This is a genomic window from Vibrio atypicus (genome assembly GCF_009811315.1).
In the GTDB taxonomy this organism is placed as follows: domain Bacteria; phylum Pseudomonadota; class Gammaproteobacteria; order Enterobacterales; family Vibrionaceae; genus Vibrio; species Vibrio atypicus.
The window spans coordinates 672,408-698,595 of the sequence record NZ_BLID01000001.1 but is presented as its reverse complement, the minus strand read 5'-3'; the positions used below and the strand labels follow the sequence as shown (position 1 = coordinate 698,595).

Genomic DNA, 26,188 nt, shown 5'->3' with positions numbered 1-26,188 from the left:
ATAACGGTTTTATTAAGTTTCTATGATGGGTCAATTATGTCTTGTGGTATGAGGTTTAAAACTCTCTTTATCTAACTGATGCTTTTTCATCTTACGGTAGAGGGTTTTTCTTGGCAGATTTAACCGCAAAGATACTTCATTAATATTACCAGCCGTCTCAATCAGCGCCTCCGTCAGGACATTTCGCTCGTACTGCTCCATTTGCTGCTCAAACGCAAAAGCTTCACTGCCTTGTGTGGTGGGAGCTTGCAGATCAAATCCTTCGCCAACAATGCCAAGCACAAATCGGTCTGCCACGTTTCTAAGCTCGCGGACATTGCCCGGCCAATCGTGGCGGCATAGTTGCTGAATTTGCTCAGTATAGAGAGTTGAGGCGCGGGTTTTATACTTCTGGCTAGCTTGCACAACAAAATGGCGGAATAGAGCCTGAATGTCCTCTTTGCGTTGGCGTAGAGGCGGTAAGTTTAGGCTGGCGATATTGAGACGATAAAAAAGATCGGCTCTGAATTCACCGCGCTGACTCAACTCAGCCAGATCTGCTTTACTCGCGGCGACGACGACAATATCGACAGGGATCAGCGTATTGCCCCCAACTCGTTCAATCACCCGCTCCTGAATCACGCGCAACAATTTAATTTGCACAGCAATCGGCATGCTTTCGATTTCATCCAGAAACAGAGTTCCTCCATGGGCTTGCTCAATTTTACCAATACGTTTTTTATTGGCACTGGTAAACGAACCCGCTTCATGACCAAACAGTTCACTTTCAATGATGCTTTCCGTCATACCACCACAGTTAATCGCAACAAACGGCTTGTCGCGGCGAACAGAGTACCGATGTAACGCCCGTGCGATCACCTCTTTGCCTGTGCCGGTTTCACCATTGATGATGGTATCAACTCCAGTACGCGCGAGTGCCAACACTTGAGTTCGTACCATTTCCATCTGACTCGACACACCAATCACCACGCTTTCAATCGGTAGCTCTGGAGACGCTTGGGCTGGCTTGGGCTGATTTTGAATATGAAGCGCTGCAAGGTTGAGCTTTTCTATCAACTCGTCGCTTTGTAGCGGTTTTTCAATAAAGTCGAACGCCCCCAACTTCATCGCTTCAATCGCCATTGGAATATCACCATGACCACTCATCAAAATCACTTCACAAGATGGGGCGCGGCTTTGAATCGCATCAAGCATGGTTAACCCATCTAATTGCGGCATTCGAACATCACACAAGATCACTTGTCGACTGTCTGGCGCTAACGATTTCAAGCCCAATTTAGGATCAGTAAATCCCGTAACGGAAAAGCCTTCCAGTTCGAGCATTTCACTCACGGCTTCGACAACATCCAGTTCGTCATCAATAAGGGTGATCTGTTTTTCCATCGTCATGATGTTTCGCCTTGTTCTAGATGTACAACAAACTCACTGCCAAGATCTGGCTGAGAGTAAACCCGAATAGAACCACCAAAGTCTTTGATGATGTTAAAAGCAATAGAGAGGCCTAGTCCTAAGCCCTTACCCACCTCTTTTCGGGTATAAAACGGGTCAAAGAGATGAGGAATATCTTCAGCTCGGATCCCTTTACCATTGTCTTTGACTGAAACGGTCACCGTACGATCGACTCGTTTTACCGAAACCAAAATCAATGGCTCTGGCTTACTCTCGACCGCATCAATCGCATTACTGATAAGGTTCACTAACACTTGCTCTAATCGAATCGGATTCGCGGTTACACTTTCATCTGGGGCTAAATCGCAATCCAATACGATGGGCACTTGTTTATTTGCAAATAGCTCAATGGCATCATTGACCACAGGCATGACAGGGACGGAAGAAATCTTCCCATCGCTCTTACGCGAGAAAGCTTTAAGGTGATGTGTTAATGCTGCCACTTTACCAAGCAGGGTTTCAATTTTATGTAGATTTTGAGTCGCTTTGTCTGAACGCTGTTGCTCTAGCCATTTTTTTGCGCTGCGTGTGTGGCTACTGATCGCTGTTAGTGGCTGATTGATTTCATGAGTGATACCGACACTTAACTGACCGAGCGCGGCCAATTTCCCTGCTTGAACTAACTCATCCTGAGTCACTCGTAATTTTTCTTCCGCGAGTCGACGCTCTTCAACTTCGGCTTCCAGCTTATGATTGGTCTTTTTCACCACTTTCGCTGTCGCTTGGAAAACCTGCAATGACTTCGCCATCTGGGTAATTTCATCCTGCCCTTTCAGTTCAATTTCGGTATCCAAATGACCGGTTGAGATAGCAAACATATCGTCGCGAAGGTTGAGTAATCTTTCCAAAATGTTTTTCCGTACATAGAACCAAGCGATCCCCGCTGCAGCAAACAAACTGAATACCGATAAGGCCAATGAAAACGTTCGATTGGATGCGAGCGAATGCTGAACTTGAGCAATGGAAGAATCGATTTCCAAGTTAACGGTGGAAGTGTTGCGCTCTATTTGCACCGACAACTGATGCAGGTACTTTCGGCTGTTTTCTAACAAAAACTCCTGCTGATAGTAGTGCTCCAAAGCTTGGTTTTTCAGCTTCACCAACCGGCTAGATCGGGAGGCTAAGGTGTAGATCACCGATAACTTTTCATCCAAAGATGGTAGTGATTCCGCTAAGCCACTTGCAAGCCATAAACTGAACCACTCTTGTCCTAGTTGCTCTAGTCTATAAGTGGTGTAATCCAGCTCATTGAAGCTGCCATCGTTATACAGCTTTTCCACCAAACCGAGCTGATAAAAGAGCAGAGCTTTGAGCTGGCTGTATTGCAACCGTGATTTCTGCTCAATCGGCAAGCTGTCGAGCTCTTCGCTGACTTGCTGCAACAAGGGATAGAAACCTTCCAGCAAATGGCGGAGTTCTTTGTTTAGATCTCGAGACTCCACACCACTTTGATACAGCAAACTCAAGCTGTTGCTGACTTGCATGATCAGGTCTTTAAAATAAGCGTGATATTCAGGAAAATTGGCCAGCACTTGATTCATTTCAGCGATACTGCTTTCGACACGAATCATGGCGTTTTGTCTTTCTAGATTAGAATCGGCCGCCACTAACTGGGAAGAGTCACTGATCACCAAACGAACCATATCGTTCAATCTAGCGGCTTGTTCTAAAGCGGGGATTTCTTTCTCTTTCAATTCAACCAAGGCCAGTTCGAGCTTGTCATAGGTTGTCGAACTAAACAGAGCCAAGAGCAGTGTTGTCATGGATAACATCGCAAGAGCAAGACCTAGGCGCACTTCTATTCCGCGCCAACGAAATTTTCCACGTGGTCGCTTTTTAGGTTCCGGCTCAGCCATAAAAGCATCGCCTTTTTTGTCAACTACCTGATCCACAAACAAATTCCTAAAAAAGTCGAAAACTATTCTCTCTATTGAGAAAGTAGCATTAACAATCCATATAAAACATCACTACATTTTATTAATAAAGAGGTCTGTATCAGTTTTGTGGATTAGGTAGTTAGAAATTCTATAAATTCATCAATTAGGTGAGAAAATGGTGTTATCTGGTCAATTATGGAGCAGAAAAACAAGCCCATCGAGACCACATACGTGTTAACAATGAGCTTGGAATAAAATGGTTTAGTGATGAGTCGCCGTTAAGTTGAACTCCAGAGCAGGTTTTATCAACTTTGGTGGCGGTAGTTGGTGATCGCGCAGCTCCCTATGGTCGACGAACTGCTCACATGTTGTCTCTTCGGTCATTAAAGTATTGTGGTGTTTCTCTTCCCCAATCGTAGTTTTATAGACCAACTCTTCTTTTTTGTCTGGGTAGTTATGACACAAATAAACTTCTGTTTCGTCTTTGAGCCCATAGAGTTTGGAGATAGATTCAAACAGCTTTTCGGCACTGCCACCTGGGAAATCCGCACGCCCAGTACCATGGTAAAACAGTGAGTCTCCGACAAACAAAGCATCACCAATTTTGAAAGTGAGATCGGATGGCGTATGCCCGGGTGTGCTGATCACTTCTAGATGAGAGTGACCAAAATCAAATTGCTCGTCTTCCAGAAGAAAATGTTCAAAGTGGTAGAGCTCGCTTAAGCAAAGTTCGTCTTTCCAGCTCGAATACACTTCTTTCACCCCTTCAGAAACATAAATCGGCGCATCTAACTGCTTACTTAAGTAGAACGATCCCGACAAATGATCGGCATGAATATGGGTCTCAAGGATGGCTACGATATGCAGTTTTGATTGCTCTACATGATCGATAATCTCTTGCGCCGATTCATAACTGACTTTGTCATTTTCAACATCGTAATCGGCGACGGGATCAATAATAATTGCTTCGTTGGTGTCTGAATCCGCGACGACATAACTGATGGTGCCTGAATGCGGATGGAAAAAATGCTGTACCTGCTGAGATGTCATTTTGCCCCCTGTGGAAACACTGGTTCTCAGTTGCTAATAATCAAATCATCAACAATCAGTATAGTCTCTCATGCGAAAGTTGAGAGGGCATTAATCTAAAGTCATTACGCCACTCCTTTACTTGAAGCCTCCGATATTTCGATTTCAGGAATCCGCAAAAACAGCAATGACGAAAGCAATAAAAGAAGTGCCCCTAGCCACCAGCTGACCGCAATACCATAAAGATCAGCAATGTAGCCAAAACTAACAGAGGCAACGACACCTCCAACAGTCACGACTAATGAACTTATCGACAGCATGGTTGAACGATATTGCGCTTGAGTATGATCGTTAAGCAAGACACTTTGTGAATTGCCGCCAAGAGTAAACAGGAAGAAAAACAGCAGATAGCCAGCGGCGAACGCAAGTAGGCTCGCACTAAAGGCCAGCAACACCAAGATTGTCCCTGCAGCAATATAACTAACAAACAATAACTTTCGATGTGAGCCTTTCAACCAGCTAAGTAACCGTACCGAAAACAGAGATGAGCAAGTCGCCATTAAAAAGTAGAGGGCAGATAGAATGCCAAATACCTCTGTCCCATAGCCTGAGTCTTTGATTATATCCGCCAGATAGGGCTGCCATAGATTCTCGACAGCACTCAATACCATGCCGAAAACCAAGGTTGTTTGTAGAACACGCAGTAAGACCGTATGACTGATGGAAGCGTTAAATGCCTGCTGACACCTTTTTAGAACACCGATCGCAGGTTCTGCTTCCCCTTCCGCAGACTCACCGTCCTCTGCCGGAATCAGTAAAAACGTCAACGCGAATAACGCGCCATTCATCGCTATCACCACCAACATATTCAGATCGTACATTGATTGGGTTGATAAGCTAAATTGCACGGCTAAATCTGGTAAGTAACCACCCGATAACGCGCCAAATGCCAGCCCGAGTGTCACCACTACATTAACCAAAGCCAAAGCAGAGTGAAATGAGTGCGAGCCAGAAACGGTTTGAAACTTGTCATAAAACCAAGCGTCCAACGTTCCAGAATAGATAGCACGAGAAGCACCAAATAATGCCGCACTGAGCAACATAAAGCTCAGATTTGACGCGAGCAAGAGTACAACAGCCGCGATCGCATTGATGACCAGAGAAAGCAGATAAATGCGCCGACGACCAAACTGATCTGCAATCCCACCCAATGGCACTTCAAGTAACATGGTGGTGATGCCCCAAGTCCCCATCACTAGGCCCACTTCTGTTAAGCTCAAACCTCTTGATTGAAAAACCAAAACCAGCACAGGAATCATGACACCAGTAATCGACCAGTGAATCCCTTGGTGGAAGGCAAATCGGGCAATTAAGTTTCCTTGCGTCATTCTAGCTCTCTCACAATTAGATATGAGAAAAGAATCTCATAACGACCTTTTATCTCAATCAATACTCGTAAAGATCACTATTATGATACCCATTGTATCGAACGGTGTTTATTCGGAGAGTTCATGGATCAGAAACTGGCTCAAGAAGTGTGCGTAATTCTCAAGCAACAACTAAAAAGTCGAGGAATCGCCTATCAAGACTTAGCAAAAGACTTGGAAATTTCCGAAGTGAGTGTGAAACGTCTACTCAATAATACTCAGCCGATGACCATGCAGCGCCTGATTCATATTAGCCATCTCATTGGTTTTCCTCTGTCGAAAATTCTGCAACAAGCTGAAGAAAAACTTAATAGCATCCCTCTGTTCACTCAGGAGCAAGATGCTGCTTTTTATGACTGCCCAGCTTTGTTTACTTTTTGGAGTGAGCTTGCGGAGCACAAAACGGTAGAAGATATTGCTGAGCGGTATCAACTCGACCCTGCATCCATTCATCTCTATTTGAGAAGACTAGAGAAAGTGGGCTTAGTCTCCCTTGGGGTTCACAATCAATGCAAACTGCTAGTACCTGGGCACACAGCCTTTGAACAAGGTGCGAAATACCCAGAGTTTTTCACCACACGAGTGCTTAACGGATTGCAAAAACGAGTCGTCAACATTCCGGTTGAAGATGACCAAGCATTTTTGATCAGTTTAAAAGCCGAATTGACGCATGAAGAATTCAAGCAAATCACTAAAAAGTTAGAAGACTGGATGTTTAATTTACTACGAGAAAGCCAAGATTTACGGCTGAGAGAAGGGTTAAAAGTGGCTCACTACACATTTGGTTTTATGGGAGCCAAAGGGGCATTTCACGATACGCTGCCCACCATTGTCAGGTTAACCGAGTAACCTAAAGCCAATGATGGCGCGCACTACAGCGGCTCTACAACGCACACAGGCGCATCCACTGAACATCGATAGCCTGTCGCTTCAAGCGAGCCAGTTGTCGGGTCACGGCGAAAACTCGTTAAGTCATTAGAGTGCTGATTCGCGGCAATCAGCCACTCACCACACTTAGAAACGGTAAAATCACGAGGGAACTGGCCCCCACTTGATGTTGCGCGTAGCCACTGCACTTGTGGACCAGAGACATCAAAGCAGCTCAGACGATTTTGATGACGACAAGAAACGTAAATAAAACGTTCATCAGCAGAGAGTTTAATCGCGGATGCTGCCTCGCCCTTTTCACTCTCTGGCAATAAATCCACTTGCTGCGTCACTTGCCATTCACCGTTCAATAGACTTAATACCACTAAGGTTTCACTCAGCTCGCACACTACGTAAGCGGTATCTTCTGCTCGGTTAAAAACAAGGTGACGAGGCCCCGAACCTGCGGGTATTGCCACGGTTTGAACTCGATTGAATTCACCCTCAACAATGTCATAGAAACGAACAGCATCACTGCCTAAATCGACACTCACTAATCTCGGCTGGGTCGTTTGAAACACCACCTGATGGGCGTGAGGGGATTGCTGTCTGTTTTGATTTGGCCCTTTTCCCTCTTCAACCAAGTTAGCGACCTGACTCACAGGTACACCTTGGTTATCCAGCGAGTAAACACTTACATTACCCGAGCCATAATTCGCCACCGCAAGATAGTTACCATCTGGTGAGACATCCAAATGACACGGGTAGTCGCCCGCTATTGGCAAGGAAAAAGCCGATTGGTTTTGCAAACAAACTAGCTGAGCGCCCTCTTGTTGCGCAACTTCTGAAAAGCTATAAATCGCTTGCGAAGTTAGGGTGAGATAAGAAGGGTTTCGCAGAGGGTAAACATCGTCAAGGCGAATCAGCTCACCTGTTTGTTGATTGAGGCTGACTTTCACAATGCCTCTACTTTGGCTTGGTGAATCCGTGTATGTGCCAACATAAAAATGTAAGTGACCACTTGCTTGCATTGTTACACTCCAAATAAAACGTCTTTACCAAACACAATGCCGCCAGCGTGAACTGGCGGCAATTGGTTTCAATACTACTTAGTTAAAGTATGGAGTAAGTTCTCAGTTGGCTTCACTATCGCGACAATCGTTTCATCAAGGATGATGGCATTCTCATCAATCACTCGTTGATACTCGGCCGCATCAGCTTTGCGAATAGACTCACCTTTGCTCGCGATATCAATCAAGGTATTGGCAAGCTCCGCCACTTTCACAGTTGCATCGGCCACTTTCACGGTATCAACCGATGCTACGTTGTTGGCAAAAATAGGCTTGGCTTGCTGCGCCGCTAACATGACCACTTGATAATGCATTTTCAGCTTATCTAGCGCAGTTTTATCCCCATTTTCAAACTCAGCAACCAGATCGTTCATCTCATAAACCGCTAAGCTCTCAACAGGTAGCGCATCGGCAAATCGGTTTAAGCGCTCATATTGGTTGTACAAATCACCTTTGTTTGGCGTTGAGATCCACTTCTCCCAATGGCGTGCGTAGTACTGCGCAGGTTCAATGTATTTCGCTAAGGTTTGTAGTGGTGTGACATCGGCACCATTAGCCAAACGCTTAAGCATCATGGTGGCATCCGCATGGTGACGAAGACCCAATGAAATCTCAGACCAAGTGTCCATCACGCTCATACGTTGGTACATACTGCGCTCATCGGTGAGCTCTTGGCTCGACCATAGACGCTCCGCAATGGCATAGCTGCGTGGCCATAAACGCTGCTCAATCGTCATCGAATCAAGGTTTTCTCCCCAAATGGTAATTTCACCACCGAGGATGAGATCTTTCTCCTTACCTTTAAGCTCAGCAGGGTAGCCTCCGTTTGGCGCTGGAATCACACTGCCTTTGGTTGCGCTACTTGCCACCAATTCACCCGTTGCTGGCCAGCGAACATTACCAATAATCTGGTAACTGCCTTCCTTCAGCTTGCCACCTGCAAATTCATAGTTGAACTCGGTGTACGACATGAAGTTGTCGAAATGGCCACGGAATTTAACGCCCGGTACGTATTCTAGAATATGCACTTCTTCACGAGATTTGCCGTTGTAGTCAGTAAATGCGCGGAAAGAGCCGTCTTTTGCTTCGATAATAGTGATATTACCTTTACGTGGGCCGCCCTTGTTACGTGGTTTCACCCAATCGTACGTTTCAAATTTTTCACCGCTGTGTAGCATGTCATCCACCGTGATCCCTTTTGGCATTGGGTCATTGCGGTAGTGGTAGCTCGTTGGCTGCGGTTGATCTAAGTAGTACCCCGTCGACAGTACGCCTTGGTAACCTTCTTTAGCAGCACGGCCAATGCTGTCATGCCCGCGCCAGCTTTGGATCACAATCGATGTTGGCAGGTCTTTATGCCAGATCTCATCCCAGCCGGACATCTTCTTGCCACGCTCTTCAAGCATCTTCTCAACTTTGGTGTTGAGGTAAGATTGCAGGCCGCGTTCGCCATCTAAATCGTTGTCAGCAATGAACTGTTGGATATTAGGGTTCTCTTTCCACTGGGTGTAATCTGGCTCATCACCACCAATGTGGAAATATTCATCTGGGAACAGCTCAACCACTTCATCAAATACGCTTGCAAGCATGGTGTAAAGCTCAGGATTGGTAGGGTCCATGAGCGGCTTAAACACGCCCCAACCACGTTGCTGCGAGTAAGCTTGCTCACCTAATCCAGACATGAGTTCAGGGTAAGCGTGGGCAACCGCGGATGCGTGGCCCGGCAGTGAAATTTCAGGGATAACGCGAATACCAAGGTTGCGCGCGTAGTTCACCACATAACGGATTTCATCTTTGGTGTAGTAGTCACCGTCTGCAGTTTCAGACCACAACTTAGTGTAGTTATCCAACTGAATACGAATGCCTTGGTCATCCCAAATATGCCAATGGAAAACGTTCATTTTCGCTGAAGCCATGGCATCCAATTGACGCAAAATCACATCGAGTTCGATAAAGTGACGAGAGGTATCATAAGAAACACCACGCCATTTAAAACGAGGCTCATCGTCAATAGAAACAACAGGTACTGAGTAACCAGACGCATCGGTTGTCACGAGCTGAAGAAACGTTTCAAGGCCGTGGAAAGCACCATACGGACGATCAGACGAGATACGGATCTGACCATTTTTTACGTCAAGCTGATAAGACTCATCACTATCAATGTTTTGTACATCATCTTTTGGCGCTTTACGAATATCGATCACCAAAGTCGCCTCTTTTTCAGACTCAGCTTGCCAGTGGAGCATTGGCAAGCCAGTCTGACGGTATAAACGATCCATGGTGCGCTTAGCGTTAAACTGAACGCGCTCAGAATCGTAACCCTTGATGAAAATACTAAATTCCTTGTCGATGCTAACCGTGCCAGAGCCGAGCTCCACTTCTTGTGGGTAAGGCATGAGGTTTAAGTCAGTATTGGGTGCCATAGCCATTATTGTCGGTGCCGCCATTAAGCCAGAAATCAATAAAGCCAACGTCGCTTTTTTCATTGTGTTTGTCCTTTCATTATTTTTATTGTTCAGAGCTACGCCACATGCTCAACCGCTTCACGAACCAACTTTGCGATCTCGTCCCATTGTTCGTTTTCGATTAGGCTTGGCGCGACCATCCAAGTACCACCGCAGCACACCACTCGGTCAATCGCTAGGTAATCATTGACGTTTCCTTTGCCAATACCGCCTGTTGGCATCAAGCTCACATCGACATACGGAGCAAGCAGTGATTTCACCATTGCCACACCGCCTGATGCTTCGGCAGGGAAGAATTTGAGGAAGTTAAGGCCAAGCTCTAACGCTTGCTCAACTTGGCTAGGATTATTAACGCCCGGTACAATTGGCATACCGATTTCTTGACAGTAACGTACTGTGTTTGGGTTTAGACCCGGAGCCACAACAAACTCTGAACCCGCTGCTTTTGCTTGATCCACTTGCTCGGCATTTAGCACCGTACCAGCGCCCACACACATTTCTGGGTAAGCATCGCTCATTGCTTTAATCGCATCGGCGGCGGCGACTGTTCGGAACGTCACTTCTGCGACAGGCAGGCCGTTTTCAACCAAGACTTTTGCCAGCGGAATTGCGTGCTCGACTTTGTTGATTTGAATAACAGGGATAACTTTGAATTGTTTTAGTTTGTTGATCATTTCGTTGTTCATTTTTATTAAGTACCAATCAAAATTTAAGAAAGAGTCAGATGCGCCATCTCCGCTTTTGGGATGATCGCACCTGAAAACTGAATGACTGTTGAGGCCAGTTGATGCCCTAATGTCGCTGCCGCTTCAGCACTTTGGCCGTTTAAGCGCGCCGCTAAATACCCTGCTGCAAAGGAATCACCGGCCGCGCAGGTATCGACGACATTCGCTACTCGCTCAGCGCTGACATAAGCGTGGTGAGTGTTGCCCTCTTGCTGCCAAATGACTTTACACGGCTCACAACCGCGTTTAATCACGGTCTCTTTGCAGCCAAAACGTTGACTGCGCTCTTCTACGCTCTCATCCTTTCCCCAGACGAGCTGGTCGTCATCTTCCGTAATGAGCGCAATATCAACGATAGAAAGAAGCTCGCTATACCAATGCTTGGCTTGCTCTGCTGTCCATAGCTGGGGGCGGAAGTTATTGTCAAAAATAACCAGGCCACCAGCCTGAGAGAAATTGCTTAACGCACTAATAAGCCGTTCTTTACTGGAATCCGATAGAATCGCTAAGCTGATGCCACTCAGATAAACCGCATCCACCGAACCTTGCTGCATTGATTGTTCAAGCAGGCTTAACTCATAACCTGAAAAGTAGCTTTTCACTGCAGCGCTATCTCGCCAGTACATGAAGCTGCGTTCGCCCTGCTGGTCTGTTTCTACCATGTATAAGCCCGGCAACTTATCGCTGTAGCGCTGGACCAGAGAAGTGTTAATACCTTCATCTTGCCATGCTGACACTAGCTGCTCTGATAAAGCATCTTCACCTAAGCCTGTCGCGTAGCTAACCGATACTGGCGTGTTTTCAGTCAGCCTAGAAAGATAAAGCGCCGTGTTAAGCGTATCGCCGCCAAAACCTTTTTTCAGAGGAAGGCCGCTAAGTTCGATCATGCACTCGCCAAAGAATGCGATGTGAAGTGGATTTGTCATTGTGGGGCTAACCTTTTCAAAATGGGTGGCTCATAACAGTGAGCCACCTGATTTAATCGCTATTGCTTTTACCCGTCACTAAGACGCATTTTCTGCTGCTTTGCGGTTTTGAAGTGACACATCTTCATCAAGTTGACCTTTATCTGATAACTCCATCTCCATCAGTGCACGCTCATCGTCTAAGATTGCACGAGCCATTTCTGGTGAAACTTGGTTCGCTGGTGTCAGCAAGCTCACAACAATACCTGCCGTTAGCGCAAACAAGCATGAAGGGATAACAGGGTTGCCCCATAGAGCAGTGAGGTCTGAGCTCATCATCACGGTGACTGAGGCGATAGAAGCACCTGCCAATGTTGCTAGTGCACCCTGCCAGTTATAACGTTTCCAGAAACGACCTAGCATGCCGCAGACAAACATGCCTGACATAACTGTAGAGATCATCTTGGTGATGTAGCTAATGATGTCGTTTGACGTAAGAGCAAACAGTAGTGCCAAACCAATCACGACAATCAAAGCAAGACGAGAGTAGTTCAGCATTGACTCTTTATTGGGTACGCGACCTGTGAACATCACATAAACATCGCGCAGAAGAATCGATACACCCGCAATAGCGTCAGAGCTTGCACTCGACATTGTCGCAGAAAGGCCAGCAATCAAAACAATCAGACCGATACCCACAGGCAGAATGGTTGCTGCTACGTAAGGGAACGAGAAGTTCGGGTTCGTCAGTGTCGGATCAATCGCATGCGCAGCCATACCAATGATTGCAGGGATGATTGAGAAGAATAAGTAAAGGACGCCCGATGCTACAAATGAACGGCGAATCGTAGACACGTCTTTACCTGAGTAGATTCGCTGACGAAAAGATGGCGTTGCAAGGACACCGACACCGATAACCACAGCCAATGAGATAGCAGGTAATAGCCCTAATTTTTCAATCGCTAAGAAGCTGGTTGCCGCAGGATCCATTGCTGCATATAGGTTTTCAAAGCCACCAATATGCTGCACAGACAATACAGCCATTAAAATGAAGCCAACGAATAGGATGATAGCTTGAATTGTGTCTGTCCAAACAACTGCGGTGTAACCACCAATGACCACATAGATAGTAAAGGCCGCCGCAATGATCATTTTCGCCGTGCTTAGCTCAATATCAGCAATCCAAGCGAGGTACATACCACCACCAAGGATGTGTGCTCCTAACCAACCGATTGATGCGATAAAGATAAGCAGACCAACCACGTTTTTAACGATTCGATTGGCGCCAACATAGTATGCTAACTCCTCACTCATGGTCATAAAGTTGAGCTTGCGTACCGGCGCAAACCACAAGGCGAGCAGTAAGATACCAATCGCGCCACCAATACCATAAAGTGCACCAGCCCAGCCATTAGCGTAGCCAAAGCCCACCGCGCCCATACTCGAGCCCGTACCAACCATGGTAGCAACGGTTGTACCTAAAACTAAAAACAGAGGTAAGCCACGACCACCCAGTAAGAAATCTTCACCCGATTTTTGGTTACGAGAAACGAACCAACCAAGCCAGATTAAAAACAAGACATAAGCGCCAAAACCAGTGAGGAACAGTGTACTATTCATTGAACACCTCTTAATTAAAATCCATATTTAATTATTTGCAACAAACGATTATTATTTATTCCTAGATATAAATAACCCTCTTAATTATTTGAATTAAGATCACTATTTATATGCGCTGTTGCTTTTAATTTATTTTGTAGGGTAAGAGCGCCGAAGTAATATTAACAGGGATAGAATCACCCCGGCACTTTATATAATTTATTCTGTGATATTTATCGACGATCTTCTCGATAACAAGTCACATCAACTTCAACCTTAACGTCTACCACTAGGTCACACACCATGCAGATACGCGCTGGTGGGTGCTCGCCGAAGAACTCTTTGAATACTTTGTTGAACGATTGAAAGTAACGAGAATCGGTTAGAACCACCTTTACATGAACGACGTCTTCAAGTGTGTAGCCCGCTTCTTCCATAATGTCTACGCAGTTTTGAATCGCTAGGCGAGATTGATCAACAATACCTCCTTCAACGACTTCACCATCTGTCATAGGAGTTTGACCAGACACATAAAGGAAGCCACCCGCTTCAGTTGCACGAGCAAACGGAAGATGCTGACCACCAGTACCTGTACCACCTTCAACACCGTAACGTTTAATAGACATAATATTCTCCAGTATTTCTAAAACTTAATAATAAAGTGAGTAATTGATATTTATTGTTTGTGCTATTTATTTTCTATAAATAAATGAGCCATTTCTTTCATTGCTAACATTGCCTTCAAAATAAGACAACTCGCCATTAACAAATACATATTCAATACCTTGTGCCATTGAGATAGGATTCTCAAAAGTTGCGGTATCTTTAATTGTATTTGGATTAAATAAAACTAAATCTGCAAATGCTCCGACTCGAATTTCACCACGGTTTTCCAAGTTATATCGTTTCGCTGACATTCCCGTCATTTTGTGAATAGCTTCAGCAAGTGGAAATAACTTCTCTTCTCGGCTGTAATGGCCCAGTACCTTAGGGAAGGTTCCCCATAAACGTGGATGAGGATGCGGGTCGTTGGGCAAACCATCTGATCCCACCATGGTCAACTTGTACTTGAGTACACGTTTCACATCATTTTCATCCATACAATGGTAAACAGCGCCTGCTGGTTGGAGTGCTTTCGCCGCATCCATCAGAGACATATCCAACTCATCTGCAATTTGCTTAAGCATCTTGCCTGCCTGTTCAGGGCGCGATTCAGACCAAGTGATGAAGATGTCGAAATCCTCTGTCACTTGCTTTAGATCGAGTGTTGATGAACTCGCCGAATATGGATAACAATCACAGGAGACATCTTGATGCTCTGAGACTTTGTCCATCAAGTTAAGCACTTCAACCGTTCTGCCCCAGTTACCTGCACCGGCACATTTCAGGTGAGAAATCACCACAGGGACTTTAGCAAATTGACCCGTTTCAAATGCCTCTTCCATCGCAGAAAGAATCTCTTCAAATTCTGTACGCATGTGCGTGGTATAGATGCCGCCATGCTCGCCCAGAACTTGTGCTAAACGCATCACTTCATTGGTGGTAGCTTGTTTCGCGCTGGCGTATGCAAGCCCTGAACTCAGCCCGAGTGCACCTTCTTCCATCGCTTGATTAAGTGCTGCGCGCATTTGCGCAACCTCTTCATCCGTTGCAGTGCGTTGAAGATCATCCATCACGTTGTTACGCAGCGCTGTGTGCCCAACTAAAGCGGCAACATTGACTGCCGGTTGTGCTTGTTCAACCGCTTTTGCGTAGCTTGCAAAGGTTGGGTATTTAAAATCACTTTGTAGGCCAAGTAAGTTCATTGGATCCGGTGGGTCACCCGCCAATACAACTGGGCTTGCGCTGATTCCGCAGTTCCCCACGATGACAGTTGTGACACCTTGACTGATCTTCGGCAAACACTCAGGAAAGCGAATAACGTTGGTATCATCATGGGTATGTACATCAATAAAGCCTGGTGCGATAGCAAGCCCTTGTCCATCAATGACCTGCTTTGCTTGTGCGTCTCCTAACTGACCAATTTGCTCAATTCGATCGTGACGAATAGCGATATCCGCTATAAATGGCTTCGCGCCCGTACCGTCAAAGACTTCTGCACTTTTGATAATGGTATCGAACAACATTGTTTACTCTCTTCGTCCGTCGTTTCTATGTTTTACATATTAATAATTCCCACAATGAAATCAGTGACAAAACACACATTGAAGATCGATTTGTTTGATAGTTTCTAACATTAAATGTAATGTAGATAACAACAAACATTCAAAATCAGCAACTTAAAGCATGTTAGAAGTGAGTGCACGATGAAAAAATTAAGTGAGAAACGTGATACAAACTATCACAAAGACACCCAAACCTACCCAGGCTTCGGTGAAAAAGCTCAGCCGATATCTGGTCAGCAGCAACCAAGGTTTAGTCTAATACATGAAGAAATCAGCCTACCCGCAGCTGTGGTCAAAGCGTCCTCCTTAGCCAACAATTTGGTTTGGATGAATCGATTCGCGCAGGCTCATAACGTGAAGCTGTGCCCTCATGGAAAGACCTCCATGACACCAAATTTTTTCAAACAACAACTGGAACATGGCGCTTGGGGAATAACTGTCGCCACACCTGCGCAAGCTGAAATTGCGGCATTAGCAGGTGCTAAAAAAATCATCATGGCCAATCAATTAGTTGGAAAGACCAATATGGCCATCGTAGCGAACTTGATTGAAAGCCATGACATTGAGTTTTATTGCTGCGTTGATTCAGAGCGAAACGTTCAAGCACTGCAAAACTTCTTCAGTACTCAAGATTGCCAACTCAATGTCTTGATCGAGTTTGGTGTTGAAGGGGGACGATGCGGATGCCGAACCGACAATCAAGCCTTCAAACTCGCGGAACTCATTCAACAACAATCCCATTTACACCTAACAGGTATTGAGGTTTATGAAGGCGTCATTCATGGCGACAACGCAGAACAATCGATTCGTGACTTTCTCGCTCTTACGTTGGCAATCACCCAACAAATGGCCGATGACAAGTTGATTATTGGCAAACCTATGATCACTGGTGCGGGATCGGCATGGTATGACGTTGTCGCAGAATGTTTTGCTCACCTCGATGCATTCGAGGCCATCATTCGTCCTGGTTGCTACGCCATTCATGATACGGGTATCTACTTGGAAGCGCAGAGCCACGTGATGACGCGCGCTCAGAACAACCAAGGTTTTGCTTGCCAGCTTGGTGGGGACTTGGAGTCTGCACTTGAGGTTTGGGCATACGTTATTTCTCGCCCCGAACCCAATAAGCTTGTGATTGGTTTGGGCAAACGCGATGTCGCATTTGATGCCGGGTTACCCATCGCGCAGCGTGCGTATCGAGCAGGTAAACCAATCTCAGTTTCTGGTGCCACCACTACAGCCGTGATGGACCAACACGTTTTCATGGAAGTGGATGTAGAGTCCGAGTTAAATGTCGGAGATATCATCGCCTTTTCGACCTCTCATCCATGTTTAACCTTCGACAAATGGCGCGCTATTGCCATCTGCAACGACAGTTATGACGTGACTCATTGGGTGGAAACCCGTTTCTAAGCAAGCCTTTAGCAAACAAGCAATTAAGGTATACTGTAGACAAAAATGGAGGTGCTCATAACCTCCATCTAAAGAGTAGGAAAACAGTTTGAGTTTAGAAGTCGATATTATTTCTCAAATCACTGAACGCTTCAGTGCTTTGCGTGACGCTGAAAAGAAAGTCGCTAAACTGATCATGGATGATATCCAAACCGCTGCGAACGCGAGCATTACTGAGTTGGCCGAAAGTGCCGAAGTGAGTGAAGCGACCATTACGCGCTTTGCCAAAGCCATTGGGTGTAAGAACGTTCGTGATATGAAGATCAAACTGGCGCAAACCTTAACGGTCGGCCAACGATTTATCTTAGAGCCACCCGATCAAGGGGGCTATCAAGGCATTTACGAGTCGATCAAACAATCACTCGATATCAATCGTAGCCTAATCAATGAACAAGATGTCGATCAAGCTGTCGAATGGCTCCATCATGCGCGCCAGATTATTACCGTCGGCATGGGCGGAGGTTCAACCATCGCAGCGCAAGAGATGCAGCACCGCCTATTTCGCTTAGGCTACCCGATTGTAGCCTACAACGATGGACTACTTTCTCGCATGGTCGCCGCAACAGCAGACAACAACGATGTGTTAGTCATGCTTTCCGCTACAGGCTATACACCCGCAATAGTTGAAACCGCAGAGCTGGCAAAAGAATACGGCATAAAAGTGATCGCAATTACGCCCAAATCGACCCCGCTATCAAACGTGGCAGATTTAACGCTACCGATTGAACACCAAGAGACAGACTTCATCTACAAGCCTTCTGCCTCTCGTTATGCAATGCTCGCCTTAGTTGACGTGATTTCGATGGCTCTCGCCGTCAACCACAAACGCAAATCTCGAGACAAGCTCCGCCGATTGAAACTGGCACTCGACTCTTATCGCGGCGGACTAGAACGTCAACCGTTGGGAGATTGATGACCAAGCATCCACAAAAAAGCCTCCAACAATGGAGGCTTTTATCTATTGAGCAATCATCTTAACGGACAATCAATCCAAGTAAGATACCAACTGCACCAAAGTCTGCATCACTGAAGGTAGTATTTGCAAAACCCAAGTCGCCAAGTACTGGCATTAGGAATACAGGTAAGAAAGTAATCAATAAGCCCTGAGCAAATGCACCAAGCATCGCACCGCGACGACCACCCGTCGCATTCCCGAATACACCAGCAGCTGCGCCCACGAAGAAGTGAGGAACCACGCCAGGAATAATGACAGTTAAACCCATCACGTAAAGAAGGAACATACCTAACAGACCCGCAGCAAAGCTTGATAAAAAGCCCACTAATACAGCATTAGGTGCGTATGGGAATACAACAGGACAATCTAGAGCAGGCTTAGCATTGGGTACTAATTTGTCAGAAATACCTTTGAACGCGGGTACGATCTCAGCAATCACCATGCGTACACCTTGCAAGATAACGTAAACACCACCAGCAAAAGTAATAGATTGCATTAAGGCGAACATGAACCAGTGCTTACCGCCACTCACTTCACGTACAAAATCTCCACCTGCAAAGATACAAGTCACCATAAAGATGATGCCCATTGTAAATGAGATTGCGACAGGCGTATCACGCAAGAATAGTAGGCTTTTAGGTACGTTCATCTCTTCAGTAGAGTGCTCTTTGTTACCAAATTTACTACCAATGAAGCCCGCTAAAACGTATGAAAGCGTAGAGAAGTGACCCAATGCCACATCATCTGAGCCTGTTACTTTCTTCATGTATGGGTGAACAATCGCTGGGAAGAACACCATTACTGAGCCCACAACAAGCGAGCCTACTGCAATTAGAGTAACGCCACTCATACCGCTAGAAGAAAGAATTGCCGCCACCATCATCGACATAAATAGTGTGTGGTGACCTGTCAAAAAGATAAACTTCCATGGTGTTAAACGAGCAATGACGATATTAACCAACATAGCAAAGAACATGATCATCGCCATCTCTTTACCAAACGCTTCTTGCGCTATCGACACAATCGCTTCGTTATTCGGTACGACACCAGTAATGCCAAATGCTTGCTGGAAAATCGTCGCAAAGTCACCCAGTGAACTCACCACTAAACCAGCACCAGCGCCTAGAATAATAAAACCTAAGATAGTTTTTACTGTCCCTTTAATGCACTCTGTTACTGGCTTCTTCTGCGCAATCAAACCGATAAGCGCGATTAAACCCACCAATACGGCTGGCTCTGATAACACATCATTCATTAAGAAATTAAAGAATTCCATAACGCCTCCTTACATCGCGCCAAGCTCTTGCAGAGCAACAGATAAACGATCTTTCATTGCCACTTTATCAACCATATTGTCTAAGCTAACGATCTTAGGCTCGACACTCAGAGCTTTCAGTTGATCAGTAATATCATTGGTACCAATAAAGATGTCACATTCTGTCCCTTTTGCACTGCCTAGATCGATGTGATCGACCGCCGCCTCAATTTCCAATTCCTTAACGATGCCTTTGATGCTCATTTCCATCATTAAGCTAGTCCCAAGACCATGACCGCAAACAACCATAATTTTCATATTTGTTACCTTTTGTTTTTATGTATATAGGGGGTAATACACAGGAGTAATATTTTTAGTTAGTAGTGACTGATAATTGCGAGTACATCATCAGCAGTCTGAGCATTGCAGATCGCTTCTACATGCTCGTCATTCATAAATAATTCAGCCAGTTTGGAGATAGCACCGACATGACTATCACTGTCTGTCGCCGCTAGAGTGACCAACATTTTCACAGGGTCATTACCATCCGAGTTAAAGTTCACGCCGCTTTGAATCACAGTAATCGCCAATGACAAACGATTCACGCCATCTTCTGGTCTTGCGTGTGGCATCGCCATACCCGGCCCAATCACGTAGTAAGGACCTAACTCTTCATGAGAGCGAAAAATAGCCTCGACATAACTTGGCTCCACCGAGCCATTTTCAATCAGAGCTTCGCAAGATAGGGTGACCGCTTCTTTCCAATCTGTTGCAGTAGAATGGATACGGATGACGTCAGAAGTAATGAGTTCGCTTAGCATTGGATCATTCCAGTTAGTTTGTTGATGGCGCTACTCTATCGGTGATCCTGTCAGAAAAATCGGATTGAGATCACAAATGATAGCGCTACCTGATAGCGCTATCATAAAGTGTGATAGCGCTACCATTTATCTATCAACCATAGGTTTCATATGCTTGTGATCAAACTCAAATACGCTAATATCATTTCCATCCTTTGGCTGTGCTAGAATGTCGCGGCTAAATTCAATAAAAGAATGACATAGAGAAGATGAGCGAACCGCGTAAACGCAGAAGTACTGGAAGTGTGACCTTAGCCGATGTCGCGAAAAAGGCAGGCGTTGGAACCATGACCGTTTCGCGAGCATTAAGAACACCTGATTTAGTCTCAGACAAACTGCGAGAAAAGATTCAACAAGTTGTTGATGAGCTTGGTTATATCCCCAATAAAGCCGCAGGTGCGCTAGCTTCTGCAGAGAGCTACTCGATCGCTCTGATCATTCCGTCTCTTATCGAAAAATCATGCGCTCTCTTTTTACCTAGCTTTCAACACGCTTTAAATAAAGCGGGCTACCAACTGCTGCTCGGCTACAGTGACTATTCCGTAGAGCAAGAAGAAAAACTTCTCTCAACCTTTCTAGAAAGCCGTCCTGCTGGGATCGTTTTATTTGGTGGGGAACACAGTGCGCGTACCCATCAACTATTGGAAACAGCAAACACTCCGGTACTTGAGATAGCTGAACTGAGCAACACGCCGAAATACCTCAATATTGGTGTCGACCATTTTGATATTGGCAAAACCTGTACTAAACATGTTATTGATCAAGGGTTTAAAAACGTCGGTTTTATCGGTGCTAGAGGTGAGCATTCAACCTTGCAACGTAAGCTTCACGGTTGGCAAACCGCAATGATCGAAAACTACCTGACTCCGGATCACTTTCTAACCACTCATGAAGCGCCTTCATCACAACTTGGGGCTGAAGGCTTAGCGAAATTATTACTCCGCGACTCGACTCTAAATGCCTTGGTCTGCAGCCATGAAGAGATCGCTATCGGTGCACTCTTTGAATGCCACCGACGAGTATTAAAAGTACCAACAGATATCGCGATTATTTGTCTTGATGGCTCGACCATGGGTGAACACGCCTACCCAAGTTTGACCTGTGCTGAGATTGATTATGAATTAATGGGTACGAAAGCCGCAGAGAAGTTATTGCATCAGCTTAAAGGTGATCGCATTGATGAAGTGACAGATATAGGCTTTAAATTGGTCAGACGCGCAAGTACTGCAATTAACTAACGGCGACTGCTATACTCTGCGCAAATCTATCCTATTTGAGCAAACCCAATGATTACTCTGTCTACTACCTATGGCGATATTGAAATTGAACTGAACATGGAAAAAGCGCCTGTCAGTTCAAAAAACTTCCTGAGATATTGTAAGGAAGGCTTTTACGAAGGCACGATTTTCCACCGCGTTATTGATGGTTTCATGATCCAAGCGGGTGGTCATACTGAAGATATGACAGAAAAAGAAACCCATGAGCCAATCGCCAATGAAGCGAACCGTGGCCTTAAAAACCTCACAGGCACCATTGCCTTCGCTCGCACAGACGCGCCACACTCAGCCACTGCTCAGTTCTTTATCAACCTTGATGACAATAACTTTTTAGACCACACAGCTAAGACCAATAATGGTTGGGGCTATGCGGTATTTGGTAAAGTCACGGCGGGTATGGAAGTGGTCAACAATATCGGTAAAGCGATGACCGGATCTAAAAAGGGTCATGATGATGTACCACTAGATGCGATCAAAATCGAGAAAGTGACCATTACTGAATAAGCCGCTATCCATTTAAAAACCGCCTTCTCTGGCGGTTTTTAAGTTATTCAGCTTGATAAACAACTTGGCCTTCCAATACCGTCATCCAGACTTGCGCCTTCTTAATCGCTTCAGCTGAGAGCTGAGTTATATCCCTGTCCAAAATAACAAAATCCGCTGATTTTCCGACTTCAATCGATCCGGTCATATCTTCGATCCCTAAGCTAGTGGCTGCATTGATGGTGTACGCATCTATCGCTGAATAAATATCCGGCAACCCGCTATTGCCCATAATCAAACTATTCGCAATACCAACCAGAGGATTGATGTCATGGACATTCCAGTCACTGCTTAAGGTTACGTTAGCCCCTGTATCAAATACCTTTTTTAGATTCATTAATGCGTGGGCACGCTGCGCTCCAATTAAGGCTTCCGCCCATTGGTGATCCTGATACGCCACATAATCAGACCCGACTTGAAAATCTGCCGTAACATTGAGCGGATAAAAACGTGCCGTATCTTTACTATCGATAAGTTCTACATGGGTCAATGTGTATTCACGCTCAGAGCCTTGCTGACGAGCAACTTGTATTGCATTCAAAGACTCATGGATGGCTCCGTCTCCAATCGCATGGATGTGTGCGCCATAGCCAATCTTGTCGAGCTCAATCAACCACGTTTTCATCGACTCAGGTGCGATGTAGTTTAGGCCATAAGGAGATTCAGGAATGTAGGTTCGTAGGTATGGTGCGAGCGTTTTCGCCGTTCCATTGATTAGTATCCCATCACTATACATTTTCACTTGATCGATCAAGATACGCTTAGATCTGTCTGTTCGCAGCATAGCTTCAAGCGCTGGCAATTGCGATTCGATAGAGTCTGTTGGATAAATCCAAGGACGAAGCGACACTCGTGCTGACAAATCTCCGCGCTTCTCCACTTCTTTCCAGACTTGAAACCAACCACGCTTCCAGTACAAACGCCCGTCCCCTATGGTAGTGATACCGTGACGTTTTGCTTCGTAGAGCCCATTCATCAAGCCTTCGTAGCTCTTATCAAACTGCTCTTCCAAGCTGTTCCATGCCAGCTCCATAACGATATCACCCGCATTATCAAGAAGGATCCCTGTAAGCTGACCGGTACCATCATCTCTAAGTATTTTTCCACCAACTGGATCAGGGCTCTTAGAAGTAAACTTGGCGAGCTGCAAGGCTTGAGAGTTCACCCACATCGCGTGGGAAGTCTGCTCCATGAAAATCACGGGTTGATCAGGGAAAGCCTCATCTAACACCTCTAACGGACTACGCTGGTTTGACTCACTCAAAATGGCATCAATTGAGAAGCCGTACCCCATGACCCAACCTTCTCTAGATGTTAGTTGTTTGCACTGTTGCAAATAAGGTAACTGCTGCTCTAACCCAGCATCCATACTCAACTCGCACTGTCCCCCAGCCTCTGATGCTGCTTCGAACACATGATTGTGGTTGTCGATAAAACCGGGCAGTAAGTAACCTCCCTCAAGATCGATAACTTGCGTGCCATTAGCCGCCAATCTACTCAGTTGCTGTCGAGTGCCAATAGACGCGATACGACCGTCAGAAACCGCAACAGCATCCGCTTGCTCAACTTGATGGACCTGAGCATTGATAAACAAGGTATCAACATCCAGAGGAACAGAAGAAAAAGCAGAACCACTGCTGATAGCAAGCAGCGGAAGTATAAAAGAAAAACGCATAGAGGAATTGTCCTAACAGAAGACTCGAACTGAGTATAAATACAACCGGATAAGTTTACTAACTCAGCATAGTGAATAGTTCATCACCACAAAAACCATGAGCTATCGATTTACTTATGTATATAATCACAACACATTGATAAAAATAAATTTACCTAATTTGCAGGTCTGAGTTCGACAGGGAGTTTGAATGAAACAACATGAATGCGTCTCTTTTATCCTACTTAAGGACAAGCAGGTTTTATTAGAAAAACGGGCCATTGATAAAGCCACCGATCCCGGACTAATCACCATTCCTGGTGGGCATATCGAGCAAGGTGAAACTCAACTCCAAGCATTAGTTCGAGAGCTTGATGAAGAGCTCACCATTGCACCTATCCAGTATCACTACCTCTGCTCACTCTACCATCCAATCTGCGAGCTACAGCTCATTCATTACTATGTGATTAGCAAATGGCAAGGAGAGCTAACCGCACTGGAAGCAGAAACAGTGCAGTGGTACCCGGTTGATTCTGCCCCAGTGGGAATTGAAGCCGATAGCATCGCGTTACAGGAAATAAAACGCGTTCTCCACTGCTTGTAAAAACCTCAAAGACTAAATAGGGATAACCATAATCAAAAGAAAACGCAGCATGGGCCAAAAGTGGTGATTCACACCATACATTATGTCTCTCACTAGCGCGTATTGCCTTCACTGGTACCAAATCGACAAAAATACTTATTACTGACAAATAACTTAATACACAAAGGAAAAAAAGTTTGATTGTGAGATCTCATACAGTTATCTACAAAGCACCTCAAAAAAAGAAAATCCAATAAAATCAACAATATAACTACTGACCATCGCTAAAATCTCTCCTAATTCGCGGCTAAAATTAAACATCCTGAATGTGACCTTCCTATCGGTTTTATAAAATCAAAATGAGTTAACTATAAGTGAGGCTTTTACCTCACTCAAAAAACCGGGGAAAATTATGAAAAAAAAATGGATATTGTGCGGCCTACTCAGTAGCTTTGCCGCAAGTGCAACTGTTGACAATAGTCAAGCATTTAGAGTTCAACCTTATTTGCAAAATCCGGCCAATGACGCTATGACCATAATGTGGTTATCAAACGACAATGAGCCTGGTGAACTGACAGTATGGAAAAACAACACCACCAAAGAATATATTTCAGCACCTACGGAAGTTAAAGAACTCAGTTACTTTCCAACAGAAATTGAAAAGTATCGCGATCAACTGCCAAATATCAACGCGCCGTATATTCACAATGTTCGACTACTGAACTTAGATTCAGGAACAAAATACCAATACTCAGTCACTCAAAATGGTACCGTTTTTACCTCAACTTTTACCACACCGAGTAAAGAGGATAACGTACGATTTATTGTCTACTCAGATTCAGAGACAGAACCTGAATCAACGGGTAAAACACGTCGTTGGTCAGAACCGTTTGGTGATTTCAATAGGCAATATATCGTCGATCAAACAGTTGGATACCAGCAAAACCTTAAAGTCATTGCAGAGCGAAATCCCAATTTTATTGCCATTGCCGGTGACTTAGTTGAGTCAGGAAACGAGCAGCGAGACTGGGACGAGTTCTGGCGACATAACGCTGGAGAGCTGGGCAATGTTGCCTCTCAAGCACCACTGTTACCAGCCCTAGGTAACCATGAAAATTATCCGGGCCCTGACGGCGGTAAAAAAGAATATGTTGAAGAGTTTTCTGCTCAAGCCATTGCTCGTTACCAAGCCTATTTTGACGTACCTGATAACGGCAGCAAGCGAGCCGTATTTAAAGATCGTTACTATCGTGTTGATTACGGACCAATCACTTACATTTCTATTGATACTTCAGATGGTAAGAAAGATAAATCAGCTCAAGATACAAACTGGCGTCTAACTGGTATTAACGCACCTGATTTCAATCCAGGCTCCGAGCAATATCAATGGTTAGAAAAGCAACTAGCTGATGCTCAGAAACAAAGTCAATTTACCTTTGTTCAATTTCACCATATTCCATACTCAGTTGGCCCTCATGGCTTCCCAACTGGTAGCGGTGGTTTTGAAAATGGTCAAGATAATCAATCTGGTGTACCTGTTCGTATCCTAACTCCTTTGTTCAAGAAATATGACGTGAAAGCTGTCTTTGCCGGACATGATGAAATGTACGAGCACTCTGTGGTCGACGGCATCAACTTTTACGATATCGGCATTGGTGGTGATGGATTACGCGGGCCTTACTTTGGTAAAGACGGCAAGTATGATGTCAAGCTAGACAACCCTCATCAAGTCTTTCTTGCTCATTTAGATTCACCTGAAGTTTGGAAAGGAAAACAATTAGTTAGTGGTGGTAAACACTATGGTCACCTTGAAGTCAATGTCACTAAAAATTCCGCTGGTGATTGGACCGCAGAGATCTCGCCAGTTTATGTCTTCCCACTGATGGACAAGTCAGGCAACATAACTGGTTGGGAGAGACGAGTCTACGATGACGTTGTAAAACTGAAAAGATAACTCGTTGACTACTATATATATTAATTGCCAATAATAGATAGTGGCTCCCTCTTTTGGAAGCCACTTTTTACTCAATA

22 protein-coding genes are annotated in these 26,188 nt (G+C 45.1%); 7 read left to right on the top strand and 15 right to left on the bottom strand.

The window, feature by feature from the left end; translation table 11 throughout:
* Window positions 1–30: 30 nt before the first annotated feature.
* The 4 genes from GVO60_RS03150 to GVO60_RS03135 form a co-directional block, all read right to left on the bottom strand.
* A complete protein-coding gene (locus GVO60_RS03150; RefSeq protein ID WP_159651138.1) occupies window positions 31–1,389 on the bottom strand; it encodes a sigma-54-dependent transcriptional regulator in 1,359 nt (452 codons plus the stop codon).
* The gene (locus GVO60_RS03145) at window positions 1,386–3,305 is read right to left on the bottom strand and encodes an ATP-binding protein (RefSeq protein ID WP_167522328.1); all 1,920 of its coding nucleotides are present in this window, start codon (window positions 3,303–3,305) and stop codon (window positions 1,386–1,388) included. The genes GVO60_RS03150 and GVO60_RS03145 overlap by 4 nt, the downstream gene beginning before the upstream one ends.
* Before the next feature lie 282 nt (window positions 3,306–3,587).
* Window positions 3,588–4,376, bottom strand: coding sequence for an MBL fold metallo-hydrolase (locus GVO60_RS03140; RefSeq protein WP_159651137.1), 789 nt, complete (start codon window positions 4,374–4,376; stop codon window positions 3,588–3,590).
* Window positions 4,377–4,480: 104 nt separating this feature from the next.
* The gene (locus GVO60_RS03135; RefSeq protein ID WP_159651136.1) at window positions 4,481–5,743 is read right to left on the bottom strand and encodes an MFS transporter; all 1,263 of its coding nucleotides are present in this window, start codon (window positions 5,741–5,743) and stop codon (window positions 4,481–4,483) included.
* 123 nt (window positions 5,744–5,866) lie between these two features.
* Here GVO60_RS03135 and GVO60_RS03130 point away from each other — a divergent pair, with 123 nt between their 5' ends.
* Window positions 5,867–6,631, top strand: coding sequence for a helix-turn-helix domain-containing protein (locus GVO60_RS03130; protein ID WP_159651135.1), 765 nt, complete (start codon window positions 5,867–5,869; stop codon window positions 6,629–6,631).
* A gap of 23 nt (window positions 6,632–6,654) precedes the next feature.
* On the opposite strand, the gene GVO60_RS03125 is transcribed toward GVO60_RS03130, so the two are convergent.
* The 7 genes from GVO60_RS03125 to GVO60_RS03095 all read right to left on the bottom strand — a co-directional run bounded on the left by GVO60_RS03125 (window position 6,655) and on the right by GVO60_RS03095 (window position 15,539).
* Window positions 6,655–7,680, bottom strand: a complete 1,026-nt coding sequence (locus GVO60_RS03125) for a lactonase family protein (RefSeq protein WP_159651134.1) — start codon at window positions 7,678–7,680, stop codon at window positions 6,655–6,657.
* Between the two features lie 74 nt (window positions 7,681–7,754).
* Window positions 7,755–10,205, bottom strand: a complete 2,451-nt coding sequence (locus tag GVO60_RS03120) for a beta-N-acetylhexosaminidase (protein WP_159651133.1) — start codon at window positions 10,203–10,205, stop codon at window positions 7,755–7,757.
* A 35-nt stretch (window positions 10,206–10,240) separates the two neighbouring features.
* On the bottom strand, window positions 10,241–10,870 hold the full coding sequence (locus tag GVO60_RS03115) for a bifunctional 4-hydroxy-2-oxoglutarate aldolase/2-dehydro-3-deoxy-phosphogluconate aldolase (protein ID WP_159651132.1): 630 nt from the start codon (window positions 10,868–10,870) through the stop codon (window positions 10,241–10,243).
* Between the two features lie 23 nt (window positions 10,871–10,893).
* Complete coding sequence (locus GVO60_RS03110) at window positions 10,894–11,835, bottom strand: sugar kinase (protein WP_159651131.1); 942 nt, start codon at window positions 11,833–11,835, stop codon at window positions 10,894–10,896.
* A 78-nt stretch (window positions 11,836–11,913) separates the two neighbouring features.
* Window positions 11,914–13,434, bottom strand: a complete 1,521-nt coding sequence (locus tag GVO60_RS03105; RefSeq protein WP_159651130.1) for a sodium:solute symporter family protein — start codon at window positions 13,432–13,434, stop codon at window positions 11,914–11,916.
* A gap of 212 nt (window positions 13,435–13,646) precedes the next feature.
* Window positions 13,647–14,039, bottom strand: coding sequence for a RidA family protein (locus tag GVO60_RS03100; protein WP_159651129.1), 393 nt, complete (start codon window positions 14,037–14,039; stop codon window positions 13,647–13,649).
* Between the two features lie 66 nt (window positions 14,040–14,105).
* Window positions 14,106–15,539: an N-acyl-D-amino-acid deacylase family protein gene (locus tag GVO60_RS03095; RefSeq protein WP_159651128.1), complete on the bottom strand. Its 1,434-nt coding sequence runs from the start codon at window positions 15,537–15,539 to the stop codon at window positions 14,106–14,108.
* A gap of 180 nt (window positions 15,540–15,719) precedes the next feature.
* On the opposite strand from GVO60_RS03095, the gene GVO60_RS03090 reads away from it, so the two are divergent.
* Window positions 15,720–16,991, top strand: a complete 1,272-nt coding sequence (locus GVO60_RS03090; protein WP_159651127.1) for an amino acid deaminase — start codon at window positions 15,720–15,722, stop codon at window positions 16,989–16,991.
* Window positions 16,992–17,079: 88 nt separating this feature from the next.
* Window positions 17,080–17,943 (top strand): MurR/RpiR family transcriptional regulator, encoded by an 864-nt coding sequence (locus tag GVO60_RS03085; protein ID WP_159651126.1) that lies wholly within the window; start codon window positions 17,080–17,082, stop codon window positions 17,941–17,943.
* A 61-nt stretch (window positions 17,944–18,004) separates the two neighbouring features.
* Here the strand turns inward: GVO60_RS03085 and ulaA are convergent, their stop codons facing one another.
* From ulaA to GVO60_RS03070, 3 genes are read right to left on the bottom strand one after another with little or no spacing between them, the layout of a single operon-like run.
* The gene (ulaA, locus tag GVO60_RS03080) at window positions 18,005–19,261 is read right to left on the bottom strand and encodes a PTS ascorbate transporter subunit IIC (protein ID WP_159651125.1); all 1,257 of its coding nucleotides are present in this window, start codon (window positions 19,259–19,261) and stop codon (window positions 18,005–18,007) included.
* A 9-nt stretch (window positions 19,262–19,270) separates the two neighbouring features.
* On the bottom strand, window positions 19,271–19,558 hold the full coding sequence (locus GVO60_RS03075; RefSeq protein ID WP_159651124.1) for a PTS sugar transporter subunit IIB: 288 nt from the start codon (window positions 19,556–19,558) through the stop codon (window positions 19,271–19,273).
* A gap of 59 nt (window positions 19,559–19,617) precedes the next feature.
* Window positions 19,618–20,061 carry a PTS sugar transporter subunit IIA gene (locus GVO60_RS03070; protein WP_159651123.1) on the bottom strand — a complete coding sequence of 148 codons (444 nt, stop codon included), beginning with the start codon at window positions 20,059–20,061 and terminating at the stop codon, window positions 19,618–19,620.
* A 248-nt stretch (window positions 20,062–20,309) separates the two neighbouring features.
* Here GVO60_RS03070 and GVO60_RS03065 point away from each other — a divergent pair, with 248 nt between their 5' ends.
* Entirely contained in the window at window positions 20,310–21,338 is a 1,029-nt protein-coding gene (locus GVO60_RS03065; RefSeq protein ID WP_159651122.1) for a LacI family DNA-binding transcriptional regulator, read from the top strand.
* A gap of 48 nt (window positions 21,339–21,386) precedes the next feature.
* Window positions 21,387–21,881, top strand: a complete 495-nt coding sequence (locus tag GVO60_RS03060; protein ID WP_159651121.1) for a peptidylprolyl isomerase — start codon at window positions 21,387–21,389, stop codon at window positions 21,879–21,881.
* 43 nt (window positions 21,882–21,924) lie between these two features.
* Here GVO60_RS03060 and GVO60_RS03055 read toward each other — a convergent pair whose 3' ends face one another.
* On the bottom strand, window positions 21,925–23,595 hold the full coding sequence (locus GVO60_RS03055) for an amidohydrolase (protein ID WP_159651120.1): 1,671 nt from the start codon (window positions 23,593–23,595) through the stop codon (window positions 21,925–21,927).
* Between the two features lie 190 nt (window positions 23,596–23,785).
* Here GVO60_RS03055 and GVO60_RS03050 point away from each other — a divergent pair, with 190 nt between their 5' ends.
* Both GVO60_RS03050 and GVO60_RS03045 read left to right on the top strand, forming a co-directional pair.
* Complete coding sequence (locus GVO60_RS03050) at window positions 23,786–24,178, top strand: NUDIX hydrolase (protein ID WP_159651119.1); 393 nt, start codon at window positions 23,786–23,788, stop codon at window positions 24,176–24,178.
* Window positions 24,179–24,569: 391 nt separating this feature from the next.
* Window positions 24,570–26,111, top strand: a complete 1,542-nt coding sequence (locus GVO60_RS03045) for a purple acid phosphatase family protein (protein WP_159651118.1) — start codon at window positions 24,570–24,572, stop codon at window positions 26,109–26,111.
* Window positions 26,112–26,188: the final 77 nt, after the last annotated feature.

Bases quoted from the DNA above. Each gene is read 5' to 3' on its own strand.
- GVO60_RS03075 (WP_159651124.1), bottom strand. From the start codon at position 19,558: ATGAAAATTATGGTTGTTTGCGGTCATGGTCTTGGGACTAGCTTAATG.
- GVO60_RS03050 (WP_159651119.1), top strand. From the start codon at position 23,786: ATGAAACAACATGAATGCGTCTCTTTTATCCTACTTAAGGACAAGCAG.
- GVO60_RS03060 (WP_159651121.1), top strand. From the start codon at position 21,387: ATGATTACTCTGTCTACTACCTATGGCGATATTGAAATTGAACTGAAC.
- GVO60_RS03110 (WP_159651131.1), bottom strand. From the start codon at position 11,835: ATGACAAATCCACTTCACATCGCATTCTTTGGCGAGTGCATGATCGAA.
- GVO60_RS03065 (WP_159651122.1), top strand. From the start codon at position 20,310: ATGAGCGAACCGCGTAAACGCAGAAGTACTGGAAGTGTGACCTTAGCC.
- GVO60_RS03145 (WP_167522328.1), bottom strand. From the start codon at position 3,305: ATGGCTGAGCCGGAACCTAAAAAGCGACCACGTGGAAAATTTCGTTGG.
- GVO60_RS03095 (WP_159651128.1), bottom strand. From the start codon at position 15,539: ATGTTGTTCGATACCATTATCAAAAGTGCAGAAGTCTTTGACGGTACG.
- GVO60_RS03130 (WP_159651135.1), top strand. From the start codon at position 5,867: ATGGATCAGAAACTGGCTCAAGAAGTGTGCGTAATTCTCAAGCAACAA.
- GVO60_RS03140 (WP_159651137.1), bottom strand. From the start codon at position 4,376: ATGACATCTCAGCAGGTACAGCATTTTTTCCATCCGCATTCAGGCACC.
- GVO60_RS03120 (WP_159651133.1), bottom strand. From the start codon at position 10,205: ATGAAAAAAGCGACGTTGGCTTTATTGATTTCTGGCTTAATGGCGGCA.
- GVO60_RS03125 (WP_159651134.1), bottom strand. From the start codon at position 7,680: ATGCAAGCAAGTGGTCACTTACATTTTTATGTTGGCACATACACGGAT.
- GVO60_RS03105 (WP_159651130.1), bottom strand. From the start codon at position 13,434: ATGAATAGTACACTGTTCCTCACTGGTTTTGGCGCTTATGTCTTGTTT.
- GVO60_RS03150 (WP_159651138.1), bottom strand. From the start codon at position 1,389: ATGACGATGGAAAAACAGATCACCCTTATTGATGACGAACTGGATGTT.
- ulaA (WP_159651125.1), bottom strand. From the start codon at position 19,261: ATGGAATTCTTTAATTTCTTAATGAATGATGTGTTATCAGAGCCAGCC.
- GVO60_RS03090 (WP_159651127.1), top strand. From the start codon at position 15,720: ATGAAAAAATTAAGTGAGAAACGTGATACAAACTATCACAAAGACACC.
- GVO60_RS03055 (WP_159651120.1), bottom strand. From the start codon at position 23,595: ATGCGTTTTTCTTTTATACTTCCGCTGCTTGCTATCAGCAGTGGTTCT.
- GVO60_RS03070 (WP_159651123.1), bottom strand. From the start codon at position 20,061: ATGCTAAGCGAACTCATTACTTCTGACGTCATCCGTATCCATTCTACT.
- GVO60_RS03100 (WP_159651129.1), bottom strand. From the start codon at position 14,039: ATGTCTATTAAACGTTACGGTGTTGAAGGTGGTACAGGTACTGGTGGT.
- GVO60_RS03115 (WP_159651132.1), bottom strand. From the start codon at position 10,870: ATGAACAACGAAATGATCAACAAACTAAAACAATTCAAAGTTATCCCT.
- GVO60_RS03135 (WP_159651136.1), bottom strand. From the start codon at position 5,743: ATGACGCAAGGAAACTTAATTGCCCGATTTGCCTTCCACCAAGGGATT.
- GVO60_RS03045 (WP_159651118.1), top strand. From the start codon at position 24,570: ATGAAAAAAAAATGGATATTGTGCGGCCTACTCAGTAGCTTTGCCGCA.